This is a genomic window from uncultured Tenacibaculum sp. (assembly GCF_947494125.1).
In the GTDB taxonomy this organism is placed as follows: Bacteria; Bacteroidota; Bacteroidia; order Flavobacteriales; family Flavobacteriaceae; genus Polaribacter.
Map to the genome: position 1 here is coordinate 1 of NZ_CANLTU010000022.1, position 12,952 is coordinate 12,952.

At 27.5% G+C, this 12,952-nt stretch carries 9 protein-coding genes; 3 read left to right on the forward strand and 6 right to left on the reverse strand.

Annotation, left to right across the window (positions count from 1 at the left end):
* The 5 genes from Q0881_RS17410 to Q0881_RS17430 all read right to left on the reverse strand — a co-directional run.
* Positions 1–3,005: type I restriction endonuclease (locus Q0881_RS17410; protein WP_299163159.1), on the reverse strand; the 3,005-nt coding region annotated here is incomplete at its 3' end.
* Between the two features lies 1 nt (position 3,006).
* Positions 3,007–3,357, reverse strand: a complete 351-nt coding sequence (locus Q0881_RS17415; RefSeq protein WP_299163162.1) for a hypothetical protein — start codon at positions 3,355–3,357, stop codon at positions 3,007–3,009.
* A 2-nt stretch (positions 3,358–3,359) separates the two neighbouring features.
* Entirely contained in the window at positions 3,360–4,724 is a 1,365-nt protein-coding gene (locus Q0881_RS17420) for a restriction endonuclease subunit S (RefSeq protein WP_299163164.1), read from the reverse strand.
* Positions 4,724–6,532, reverse strand: coding sequence for a class I SAM-dependent DNA methyltransferase (locus Q0881_RS17425; RefSeq protein ID WP_299163167.1), 1,809 nt, complete (start codon positions 6,530–6,532; stop codon positions 4,724–4,726). Before Q0881_RS17425 ends, Q0881_RS17420 begins: the two co-directional genes overlap by 1 nt.
* Positions 6,529–6,729 (reverse strand): helix-turn-helix transcriptional regulator, encoded by a 201-nt coding sequence (locus Q0881_RS17430; protein ID WP_093869220.1) that lies wholly within the window; start codon positions 6,727–6,729, stop codon positions 6,529–6,531. The genes Q0881_RS17425 and Q0881_RS17430 overlap by 4 nt, the downstream gene beginning before the upstream one ends.
* Positions 6,730–6,864: 135 nt before the next feature.
* Between Q0881_RS17430 and Q0881_RS17435 the strand changes: the two genes are divergently transcribed.
* Positions 6,865–7,179 carry a hypothetical protein gene (locus tag Q0881_RS17435; RefSeq protein ID WP_093868983.1) on the forward strand — a complete coding sequence of 105 codons (315 nt, stop codon included), beginning with the start codon at positions 6,865–6,867 and terminating at the stop codon, positions 7,177–7,179.
* An 8-nt stretch (positions 7,180–7,187) separates the two neighbouring features.
* On the opposite strand, the gene Q0881_RS17440 is transcribed toward Q0881_RS17435, so the two are convergent.
* Positions 7,188–7,436: a helix-turn-helix transcriptional regulator gene (locus tag Q0881_RS17440; RefSeq protein ID WP_093868984.1), complete on the reverse strand. Its 249-nt coding sequence runs from the start codon at positions 7,434–7,436 to the stop codon at positions 7,188–7,190.
* A gap of 105 nt (positions 7,437–7,541) precedes the next feature.
* On the opposite strand from Q0881_RS17440, the gene Q0881_RS17445 reads away from it, so the two are divergent.
* Both Q0881_RS17445 and Q0881_RS17450 read left to right on the forward strand, forming a co-directional pair.
* The gene (locus Q0881_RS17445) at positions 7,542–8,840 is read left to right on the forward strand and encodes a hypothetical protein (RefSeq protein WP_299163172.1); all 1,299 of its coding nucleotides are present in this window, start codon (positions 7,542–7,544) and stop codon (positions 8,838–8,840) included.
* A 358-nt stretch (positions 8,841–9,198) separates the two neighbouring features.
* Positions 9,199–12,952: DEAD/DEAH box helicase family protein (locus tag Q0881_RS17450; RefSeq protein ID WP_299163174.1), on the forward strand; the 3,754-nt coding region annotated here is incomplete at its 3' end.

The following is a 12,952-nucleotide window of genomic DNA, read 5'->3' on the forward strand; positions in this document are numbered from 1 at the left end:
TATACTGTTTTTCTCATTAAATCCTTCACCATATTAAAAACCATTGCATTAAACTCTTCCTTAGCTTCAGCATTATCATTAATTATTTTATAGAAATCAAAATTTGTGGTAATATGTTTCAGTAATTCTTCCTGTGCTATTTTATCACTTGTAATACGTGCATTTTGTTCATCAGAATGATGTATAGAGTTTAACATATCCTCATTTTTAGCTACGCCATTGACTACACTTTCTGCCATCTGTCTAACCTTGTCTGCATCTTCAAATTCAGTTCCATAACGCTCATTAAATGATTTTATAATATTAGAAAGTTGGTCTATCTCAGGCTCATTAACACTACCTCTCATTTCTGTAGGTATAGCTTTTAAATCTTCACCTTGCTCCATTGCAATATTAGAAGTAGCTTCTAACTGTAAACGGTAACTATCCATATCAATATTGTCTAATACTCCTTGTGATAAATCTGGTTCTACATCTGTAACTAATTTATTTTGCAAATGATTTAAGAATATATACAAACGTTCTAAGTAGGCATTTTCGAAATCAACAATTTGTGATAAGAAAATATATAAACGTACATAAGTTTTTACTTTAGCTCTAAAATCAGCTTGCTCTTCTTCATCTAACTCACCTCTATATATAGTGCTTGACTGGTCTAATATAGCATGTAACTGGTCTATAGGTACATTAGCTAATATTTTATTTGAGAACTCTTCAATTTGTTCACGAGAATATACTTGAAAATTATCCAAAGCATCTTGTAAATCAAATAATTTATTAGGGTCAGTTCCTTCCCCTAAGATTGTACTTTCAAAATAAGGAGAAAAAGCTTTTCGTATTTCATCGGAAGAGTTTGCAAAATCTAATACAAAAGTATCCTTTTTTAAGGGGTGGCTTCTATTTAAACGAGATAATGTTTGAACTGCATTTACTCCTCCCAACTTTTTATCTACATACATTGTATGTAGTAATGGTTGGTCAAATCCAGTTTGAAATTTATTAGCTACCAATAAAAATTTATACTCATCTTTTTCAAATTCTTCAGGAATATCACCACTAGGAAAGCTATTTAAACTGGATTCTGTTTCTCCTTCTACTTCTCCAGAAAACCCTACAATTGCTTTATAAGGACTGTTAATAGATTTTAAATAAGTATCAAAAGCATGCTTATACTGTACCGCTTTAGCTCGACTATTTGTAACCACCATTGCTTTAGCTTTACCTTGCATTTTTTTCTTTCGGATAACATTATTAATAAAATGCTCTATCATTAAGATAGATTTCTTTTTTATGGCATGGTCATGAGCTTCTACATAAGCTTTTAATTTTTTTTGAGCTCTTTTCTTATCATATTCGGGGTCGTCTTCTATTTTTTTCAATAAAGCATAAAAACTTTGGTAAGTTGTATAATTTAACAATACATCTTTTATAAAACCTTCTTCAATAGCTTGCTTCATCGAATATAAATGAAACGCTCTATATTTAGTTTTACCATCTTGTTCAAATGGTTCTCCAAATAATTCTAAGGTTTTGTTTTTAGGTGTTGCTGTAAAAGCAAAATAACTAGCATTAGGTAATAGTTTTCGAGCTTTTATCATTGCTCTTATAAAATCTTCTCCAGTTACTTCATTACTTTCAGTTTCATCATAATCTTCTAACTCTTTCTCCAACTCTGCTTCATCAGAAACTTTAGCAAGTGTTTCGTTTAATTTACGAGCCATTTGACCACTTAAACTACTATGTGCTTCATCTATTATAATACCAAAATTATTACTAGGTAAATTACCAATATCTTCAACAATGTATGGGAATTTTTGAATGGTAGTGATAATAATTTTCTTTCCTTCTTCTAAAGCTGTTTTTAATTGTTTACTGCCTTCTGTAATAGCAGCCACTACACCTTTTACTTGCTGATATTGTTTTATGTTTTCTCGTATCTGTTTATCTAAAACTCTACGGTCTGTAATTACTATAACAGAATCAAAAATAGTTTTAGTACCTGCTTTATCATGTAATCCTACCAGTTGATGAGCTAACCAAGAGATAGAATTACTCTTTCCAGAGCCAGCTGAATGTTGAATTAAATATTTTTGTCCAGCTCCTTTTACTTGAGCATCTTTTAAAATTTCTGAAACAGCTGTTAATTGATGAAAACGAGGAAAAATAAGTTTCTTGGTTTTCTTTATTTTCTTCTTTCCACTAGTATCTTTATACTCTTTTTCTTCAGTAATTAACTTTGCATAATTTTGTAAAATATTGGTAAGTTTATCTTTAGTTAAAATTTCTTTCCAAAGATAATCTGTTTTTATACCACCATTTGGTTCATTTCCAGCTCCGTTATTACAACCTTTATTAAAAGGTAAAAAATAAGAGTTTTCACCTTTTAATTGTGTACACATCCAAACCTCTTCAGTATCTACAGCAAAATTGACTACCATTCTTCCTAAACGTAATAACTCTTCATTTGGATTACGGTCTGTTTTATATTGCTTAATAGCATGTTTTACATTTTGCTTGGTTAATTCGTTTTTTAACTCAAAGCTCATGATTGGTAAACCATTGATAAAAGTAACTATATCTAAAGAGTTTTTGTTTTTGGTAGAATAATAAACTTGTCTCATTACAGAGAACAAATTAGAGTCATATAAGTCTTTTGCTTTTTTATTATAAGTAGAAACAGGTCTATCATAAAACAAACGAATTTTAGTATCTGTAAAACCATCTATAACTCCTTTACGCAACACCTCAATAATACCTTTAAGTTTTATTTGGTCGTTAATACGTTTAATAATCTTTTGCTGATATAGTTCTTTGTGGTAGCGTTTTAATTTTTCTAATGCTTTAGGTTGCGTAGCCTCTAAAAAATTAAATAAGAGTTCGCTATCTACACAATTTATATTATCATAACTTTTTGATGTACGTAATAGATAACCATTAGTATCAACTAAATAGTCTATAATATGTTTCTCAAAACCGTTTTCTTTAGTATTGGTAGTTTTACTCATATTAAAATTTCTTGTTTAATCTTTCTAATTCATCTTGTATTTCAGTAAGTAGTAGTATGCGACTTTGTCTTGGTAAGTCTGGATGAATCCAAAACCTTGATTTATTTTGGAGCTTATTACCTAATTCTTGGTCAATCAATCTTGTTTTCATTGCAGCAATATTCCATAATTTTGAAAGCTCTTGGCTAGGGGTATATTCCCCATTTTGATTTTTCAGATAATCAAAGGTACACAACCAAGCTTCCTGAATTGAAGCAATTGCCTCATTTACTCTTACCTTTTGTTTATCACTATACGATAAAAGTTTATCAATAACCCATCCTAATAATTTTATATCTGCAATAGAACTCATTTTTAATCTATTTTATTATAATTTGAAGCTTCTTCTGCCACCATCGCTAAAGACTCTTCTTTCTCTGGAATTTTAAAACTTCTTACATCTATCTTTCCTGTAACGGCTTCTGATATTAATGCTGTTTTGTATTCCTCTACAAGTGTGATTTCTTTTTCTATGGTGGAAATAGTTTTGTCTATTTTAGAAGTTTCTGTTTTGATGAAATGTGAAATTTCTTTTTGTTCTTGAACGGAATTAGGAACTGCTAATTTCAATGTAACTAAATCACTTGCATTTATTGCAGGATAACTAACTCCAAATGAATTTGCACAAACCGTTTCAATAAAATAATTTGCTCTAACAGCAGAATTTAGAAATTCAGAGTTTATATTTATTCTAGGTCTTAAAACTGCAAACCCTGTAGATACAATAACGTCTTCATCATTTTCAATTTTTGCTATTGCTTTTAAATAGGTTCTTACCGTAGAGAGAATTACGTCTCCTTTTTTTACAATTCTTCTTGCTCTTGAAGGAGCGTCTTGAAAAGTATATTTAATTATTTCGTCTATTTCACCATCTTTATTAACATTACTAATATCAATATAATTTAGTTTGTAGCTTTTATCTGTACTATTTGGTAATGCCTCATCATTATAAGTAACAAAATATTTTAAAGGTTTAACTTCCCAATGTTCAGGAATTTCACCCAACCATTCAATACCAGAATCTTTCATTGGTACATTTTGGTCTGAACCTTTGGTAACAGCTTGGTTAATAATGGCTGCTTTTTGCTCTGTAAGTAGTGCTATTAACTGCTTTTTCTTTGTAATAAAACGGTTTGTTTTTTCTAGTTTGTAATCTAGAAAATTGGCAATGGAGATTTGTTCACTTGTTGAAGGAATAATTATTTTTTCTCTTCTAAAATCAGTAAAGCCAATTGATTGCCTAACACCACCACCGCCATTATAGAAATGCTTTATCAAGTCCATAAAGTGCAAGAGGTAATAAAAATATTTAGTGTCACATTCTATTTTTGAATCTAAACCAATATATGCACTTGTTATAATACCTCTTTCAGGAACATAACCTACCCTTAGACTATTCTTGTCATTTTGTAAGTCTAACATTCTGAGCACTATCATTCCTTTTGTCAAAATTTGATAGCTATCAAAAGAAGCAGGGAGCAAACCACCAGCTGTATTTATACTCTTTCGTTTTATAGAACCATAGGATAATGTTAGTAGGTTGTTTTCTTCAAGCTTTTCATTTTTAATGTCATTTTTTGAAAAGACATTTCTTACTTCAGTTACGAGCCAATCTTGTGGTATTTCCTTGACCCAAGGAATATCACAATCTTTATATTTACTATATCTATGATACGCCATTAGTCCACAATTTCTTTAAGTAAATGTTCAGTTTCATTTTCTAAAGCTAGAATGGCATTTGATATATCAACTAAAGGGCGTAAACTCTTAAATTCATAGAAGTATTTATTAAAAGGAATCTCGTAACCAACTTTCATTTTCTTTTTATCGTACCAAGCATTTTCAGCAAATGGTAATACTTCACGAGCAAAATAGTCATCAATATTTTCCGCCATTGGAACATTTTCTGAATCCTTTAAATTCTTATCTGGTTTTGGGTTTCCCTTTTTGTCAGTAATAATATTTCCTTTTTCGTCTTTTTCTGGTTGATGAGTTGTTATTTGATAAAAGCCAAAGTCTTCATTGTTAAATATTTTAGAATATTCATTTTCTTCAAAATCAAAATAGATATTTTGAATATCAATAATTTGCTTTGGAGCAAGTTCAACTTTTTTATCACCTAAGCCTTTACGCATTTTAGTGTAAAACTCTTTAGAAGAAGCATTAATCAATTGTACTTTTCCTTTACGTTCTTCACTTTTATTGTTACTTAAAATCCAAATATAAGTAGCAATACCAGTGTTATAAAACATATCATTAGGTAACTGAATAATGCACTCTAATAAATCATTTTCTAAAATGTATTGTCGTATGCCACTTTCACCACTACCTGCGTCTCCAGTAAATAAAGCAGAACCATTATGTACAGAAGCTATTCGGCTACCTCCATCTTTTGGGGCTTTCATTTTAGAAAGCATATGTAACATAAACATTAATTGTCCATCAGTGCTACGAGATGTTAAACACTTCCTTTCTAATTCACCTTTAAAGTTTTTAATTTCTAGATTAAAGCGAGTGTCTTTTATTTCAATTTTCTTACCCGTTCCTTCATTTAATTCTTTTTGGTCTTCTTTCCAACTTGTACCATACGGAGGGTTGGTAAGCATGAAATTAAACTTTAAGTTGGGGTCAAAACCATATTTACTAAGTGTAGAGCCAAATTGTATTTTATCTGGGTCTTCTCCTTTTAATAACATATCTGATTTACAAACGGCATACATTTCTCCCGTGTTTTCTTGCCCGTATAGGTGAAAGCTTGCCTTTGACTTTATTTCTCCTTCAGGATTAGTTGCGTACTTTTTAGATTGTGTAAGCATTGCTCCAGAACCAGCACATGGGTCATATACCAAATATGTTCCTTTTTGTATTTTATCTTTTACAGGTAAATACACCAAGTGAGTCATCAATTCTATGATTTCTCTAGGGGTAAAATGTCGTCCTGCTGCTGCGTTAGTTTTTTCATTAAACCTTCGAATTAAGTCTTCAAACATATACCCCATAGCCATAGGTGATATTTTTTCTGGACTTAACTCAACTTTAGGGCTACAAAACTTTTCTAATAAGGAAAAAGTAATTCCCGTAGATTCAAAAGTATCTAATTGGTTACGAAATTTAAATTTTTGAATAATGTCTTGGACATTTTCAGAAAAACCATTTAAATAATCTAAAAAATTAACATCAATGTTATTAGGGTCTTTTAATAACATTTTCATTGTGTATGGTGAAGTATTATAAAATTCTAATCCAGAACCATGGTCTTTACTGGTTAAAATCCCAGTAAGATTATCCATTTTACTTTTAAATTCATTGTGGGTTTTAAGTACTTTGTCTTTTGTTGGCTCTAAAGCCAAATCTAAACGTCTTAAAACCGTCATGGGTAAAATAACGTCTTGGTATTGGTTTTCTAAATATTTGTTTATTAATACATCATCTGCAACTGCCCAGATGAAGTTTATAATTGGCTGTAGACTTTGTGTATCTAAATTCATTTCTTATCCTTCGATTCTACTAAAAGTTCTTTGGCTTCAATGCCTAATATTTCTCCAATTCTATAAAGGTCTTCAATACTAGGTTGTCTTCTGTTTTGAGCGTATGAGTTTACCATATTGTAACTTTTACCCAATTGTTTAGCCAACCAAATTTGCTTAATTCCTTTTTTCTCTAAAACCTCTTTTATTCGGTTCATTTTTGAATTGTTTTATTCAAAATACAAAGTAATAATTTTATTTAAAAACATCTCACAAAATGAGTATAAAATGAATCGTTATATTTAAATTTATTGACTATTAAGTTATATTGCAAACTTATTTATTAATAACATATGAATTTCGAAGAAAAACACCAATACTTAGTTAAAAATATTTATGATGGACTAACAAATCTAAATACTGGTTTTGATAGTCCATACATTTATTACTTTAATGAATCAGATTTTGAAATTATTTTGGATAGAGTAGAAAAACATAATATTACTATATCAGGAATTGAGCCATGGAAAAATGGCGAATACTACGATGTTAGAGTTATGGAAGAGTATCCTGATGATAAGCTATGGTATAGAAAGGTTTTTGAAGATTATAAAGCTTTAAAAGAGAATTTTCAATACGCAGCTAGTTATTTATTACCAAGTAAATAAACAATATCTTATTTTTTTTCTTCAAACTTTAATAATTCTGAAGGGTGCATTAAAAATGCATCAGCTATTCTTTTAAGCATAGATATTTTCATTTCTTGTTTACCTAATTCATATTTACGAAGGTTTTGTGCATCTATACCAGCTTTAAAAGCTATTTCTTCAATAGGTATATTTTTCTCATTTCTTAATTTTCTTATGTGTTTTCCTAATTCAATACAGAACTCTGGAATTTCACGTTTTCGTGTTCGTTTATCCATGAAACAAATCTGCACACAAGAAACCAAAAACAACCAATTGTAATCAACGGGTTGTTTGTAACCTTTTTTGATTATTTTTGCATAAAATAATATAACATATAAATTATGAAAAGAACATTAATAGCCAATAAACTAATTTTGTTTATTACCATTTTTTCTAACTTAATTTCATATAGTCAAGAAAAAATAAGATTTATTAATCTAAAAAAATTGAATAATACTATCTATGAGAAATCAACTAAAGATACAGAACTACCTGATTTTAGCTATCCTATAACTGATAAAAATTATTCAGAGAGCATAAATGACACATTAACTATCTATAATAAAAAATTAACAGTACTTAAACGTATAAAAGATTTAGAAGAATTGGTTAGCAACTTTCAGCAGCTTAAACTAAATACAAACTCTAAAAAAGAAAGAAAAAAACTTCTGGAAAGGTCATTTAAAATCTATGAACAAAACAAACAAAAAAGGTTAGATTTCTCCCCATTAAAAATAGAGAAATCTGAATTTAAACCTTCTCTTTTTGGTTATTCCTATAATTCAGATGACATAATTTTAAAAACTAAAAAAGTAATTAAGTTTCTGAATGAAAGAGTTATTATTAAGCATAATAAAGAAATACAAGAAAAAATAAGAAATGCTAAAAATAATTTGAGTCAAGATTATATTAAGTCATTACCTAAAATAAATAGAAAACTCCAAACTTTAAAAGAAAACACTGATTTAGAGACTATAAAAGGAGAGTATATCCATAAAGGCGTCATATATGTATCCTATAAGAATGACTATTTTAATAAAAGATATAAAGGAGAAATAGTAAACTCTTACATACAAGGGAGTACATATACATATGAATATTATAAAAATATAAATGGTGATGGAGAAGATGTTTATATACGCGACTTTAGATATCCTAAAGAATTTACTATAGAAGCTGATGTTTATAAAACTATATCTGAAGGAGCAAAACAAATGGGTGGTACTTTTAATATTACTGCCTTAGGTTGGACTATAAAGTTAAAAAATGGGAAAAAGATTAATGTTACAAAGGATATTTATAATGCTTTAGAAGCTAAAAATTATAAATACATTCTAAATAAATCAAAGATACCGTCGAAAGTTAAGTACTATTTAAAACAAGCTACCCCATATTTAAAAACAATGTATAATGGGATTTTAGCTCATAAAAATTGGACATTAACAAAAGCCAAGAAAACTTCATGGATAAATGCTACGAAAAAAGTAAAATTGATTGATAAAAAAATTAGAGCTTTATATAATAATAATGAAGATAATTATTATGATTTTCAAAAATTACTTGATACAAAGACTATAGAAGACAAAACCTATTTTGATACAGTGCTTAATAACTCTAAACATATATTAGGATTGTATTGATATTTGTAGAACATATATTTTATAAAAAAGTTATATAGTACTTAAATTTGTATTATATAGCTTTTTTTATTAGATTTGCATCGATTCCAAAAATAACTACGGAATTAATTCAATAAAAAAAACAAACTTTTTCTTATCAATAAAAGAGTCCTAAATTTTTTAGGGTGATATTTTTTTATTTTTAAGCGAAGTATCTTTCAACTTTTTTTAGACTAAATAGTAACATTATTAATTATGTTTTAAAAGGTCATGTATAGAAAAGTTTCAATTTAATAATTCAAAAACCATTTTATTTTAAAAAGAAAGCCTCATTTATGAGGCTCATAAATAGTATTATTAATTTTAAATATATGTATATATGACAAAAACAAACAATTTTAAATGTAGTATAACTACTGTAAAACATTCAGAAAAACACAGAACACAATTAAATTTAGATGATAAGTATTTCACTGATTACCATCCAAGGTTTACTAAAAAGTATAGAGAAAGAAAAAGAAAAACTATTTATGCAGAAAAACCCTTGAATAACCGTTTTATTACAGCAAATAATAAAATAAACGAACGTTGTAATTATAATGGTAAAAAAGGAAAAGATGAGACTATTAATGGTATATATGCCCATCTTTCTTTAAATGAACTTGTATATGCTATCAAAAAATTTTCTGCAAACAATCACTATTTCATTTTTAAAAAGAAAGAAAAAGGAGAAATTATAAAAGGACATGGGCTTTGCATATCTAAATTACTTCTACAGGGAGGTATAAGTCCTACCAAGAATTCCATTTGTAACGGTTCTCCGTTTTTATTTTATGATATCGATGTAAAGAATAAGTTAGATAAAAAGGAGAATATTACTCTATATTCAGAAGATGGCAAACCAAATGCTTTGAACAACAAAGTTTTTGAATTTATGAAGTCTATATCACTTATAACAGCCCGTTCGTCAAGTGGTCTAGGAATTTGTGGAGTTCTATACTGTCCTTTCTTGGAAAATATTAATAATAATAATTTACATAAAGAAATAGGTATAACAGTTTATCGTTTTATAAATGAGAACTTAAACCCTCCAACTCAAATTGAATTTGATGAAGCACAAGCCCAATTTACACAAGGAAGGATGTTTCCTGTTCAACTTTCTAATACTACTAATGCTGACTGGGATAGGGTTGAACTAAATAAGGAAGCTTTAGAATTTGATGTGGAACTTACACATAACGAAGAAAGTTTTAATAAGGAAACTATTAAAAAAAATAGTTTAGCAAAGACATCTGAAAAAAAGGAAAGTAAAATATTAAATTTAAATAATAGTTTTAGCTCTGAATTTGACAATAAAAAAAATGTAAAATTATTTAATCAAAGAATTAAATGTTCATACTTATTAAATATTAGTGAGTATTATGAGTATGTATGTACTAATATTAGTGGGTTCGAAGTTTACCAAAAAGTAGGAAAAAATAATAAGTCGGTAAATATTAATCCAGAAAGGAATTCCTTTACTTGTTTTACAGGTAGCTTAAATGGATATACTCCATTCCATTTATACGCACAACTTTTTTTTAAAGGTGACTTTAAAAAAACATATTTTTCATTGGAAAAACAACTAGAATACGAAAAAATAGTAGAAGATAATTATTGGTTAGACTATTTAGAACCTTTATCTGTGATATACAATTGGCAGGAGATTATAGAAATATTAAACTCTAGTTATAAGTACTCTGATATATATTTATCTGAAGATGGAGTAATAAAATCCAGAAGTAAAAGCCTTGTAGATATTTTAGGAATAGATGAAAGAGATATTACTAACTCACTTCATTTATTATTAAAAACTAGAGGTTTCGAATATCCTATATTTGATATTTTAAATGACAAAAATATTACTTCAGACTTAAAAATAAACAAGTATTTAAGTCCTGAATTGATAATAAATAATTGTACAGAATTCATAAATTATGTTTTCTCACCTTGTGGTACAGGAAAGACAACTACTTTTTTAGGAAATCAGGAATCTAATATTGATGGAATGTCTAAAAATAATAGTGTATTATTCATAGTTCCAAGAAAACTTATGGTAGAGCAACAATCTAAAAGCTGCAAAAAAAGCCATAATATAATTTCTTCTACTGGAGATAAACAATTAGGTTTCGACAATAATACAGAATACATTTCTTCAATAGGAAATAATGTGAGCAAACTTTTTGATAATAAAAACAAATTAAGGTCAGTTATAACCACATATGACCAATTTGTTAATATTCCTAATTCAATAATAAATGAATATGATTATGTGGTTTTGGATGAAGCTCACCTGTTAGCATCTGATGATTTTAGAGAAGCAATATCAGAAACTTATTTAAAATTAAAGGAGTCGCATAATAATAGAAATGTAAAGTATATTTTATTGTCAGCAACTCCTAGTATGGAGGTATTTACACTTAAAGAATATTTTAAAAATAATTTTAAAATATTAAATATTAAAAAAAACGAAGATTTAAAGCCTTGTGTTTTAATTAATGGAATAGATGAAATTTCTAAAGAGAAAAAAGAGCTTTTAATTTTTAAGCAAATTTTAAATGATATTTCAGAAAATCGAAAAGCAATTATTTTCTGTGAGAATAAAGAAAAAATAATTCACAAGATAAATGCATTCAAAAGTTATTGTGACTCAATATGTCAATCAACACCTACTATTGGAATTATAAGTGCTGATTCTAAAGAAATGAATGCATATAAACAAATTGTTAATAATGAGTATTTAGAGCCTAAAGTAACTTTTACAACCTCTGTTCTAAATGTAGGAGTAAACATCACCAAAGGTACAGAAGGAGGAGCAAGTTTTTTCTTTGATTTTAGCTCAACTGCACACCATACTTCTGCATGCAGTTTATTACAACTAATGTTTAGGAATAGAAATAAAAAAACAAAAGTTCATTGTTATGCTGAAGTTTTTAAAGTCGATGATAGAAAATTAAAAACTAATTTAGTAGATAGATTTAATAATTTTAAAAAAAATAAATTATATGAAAATGAAAGTATCAAAAAGAGATATAAGTTTAGTGAAGTGAAATTAAAGACTCAGAATCAAGTATCTGAAACCTATATAGCAACATCAGATTTAGAGAAAAACACTAAAATAGAACAAAAATCTTTAGGTAGTTTTGTTAACTTAGCCGTTAAAAATGGGTGTTATATTGATTATACTTACAAAACGATAGAGCCTGAAAAAGGTATTAAAAGTGATAATATTATAAATTCTTTGGTTTATAATATTCTAAAACAACTTTTGGAAATTAAAACAAATAATAGAATTAAATTAATTAATTTAAGTGAATTTAACAATGAATTAATTACCCCAGAAATTTCTATTGCTAAATCGCCTAATAAACTAGAAGATGGACAAGAATTTTATGAATGCCAATATAATCCAAGTCTAAAAAGTATAGAAGAAAAAATAACACGATGTTTCAATTTCTTGAAAATTAAATACGGAAGTAGAAATAAAGTTAAAAATGTTTTAAACTTTATTTTAAATGATAAAAAAAATAAAAAGAGATTGGATAGAAAATTGATAAATTATATTGATACTCTAAAAATAATTGAAAAAGAATCTATTATTAGTAAAATATTATTATCAGAAATAGAGAGGTTAGAAGATTTTTCAAAGAAAAAAATGGAATATATTTTAGAGACTAAAATTCCTAGTAAAATTTTATCCATTCTTGATGATGAAATTACAAATACCAATCTAGAAAATATTCATCTAGATTTAGTTAAAAACAAAAACTTTAGAGAATCTTTCGAAGAGTATATAATAGGAGAAACAAATAAAACTTTTAAAGCCTTATTTCTAACTAAAGAAGAGCAAAAGAAGTTCACTTTGACAGAAAAAATGATTCTAAACATAGAAAAAGAAAAAAACATTACTGAAGAAGACTTTAGAGATATTCTCATTAAACTGAACCTTAATAATAGTATTATAGAGGAAAATATATTTGATGCTTTATCTCATAAATTATCTTTAAACTATACAGGTGTTACATTAGATAAATTCAAGGCAGAATTTAATACTTCTTTAAAAGATTATTTCAATGATGAACTCCATGAAAATG

Excerpts from the sequence above, each read along its gene's own strand:
- Q0881_RS17415 (WP_299163162.1), bottom strand. The coding sequence starts at position 3,357 with ATGAGTTCTATTGCAGATATAAAATTATTAGGATGGGTTATTGATAAA.
- Q0881_RS17420 (WP_299163164.1), bottom strand. The coding sequence starts at position 4,724 with ATGGCGTATCATAGATATAGTAAATATAAAGATTGTGATATTCCTTGG.
- Q0881_RS17425 (WP_299163167.1), bottom strand. The coding sequence starts at position 6,532 with ATGAATTTAGATACACAAAGTCTACAGCCAATTATAAACTTCATCTGG.
- Q0881_RS17430 (WP_093869220.1), bottom strand. The coding sequence starts at position 6,729 with ATGAACCGAATAAAAGAGGTTTTAGAGAAAAAAGGAATTAAGCAAATT.
- Q0881_RS17435 (WP_093868983.1), top strand. The coding sequence starts at position 6,865 with ATGAATTTCGAAGAAAAACACCAATACTTAGTTAAAAATATTTATGAT.
- Q0881_RS17440 (WP_093868984.1), bottom strand. The coding sequence starts at position 7,436 with ATGGATAAACGAACACGAAAACGTGAAATTCCAGAGTTCTGTATTGAA.
- Q0881_RS17445 (WP_299163172.1), top strand. The coding sequence starts at position 7,542 with ATGAAAAGAACATTAATAGCCAATAAACTAATTTTGTTTATTACCATT.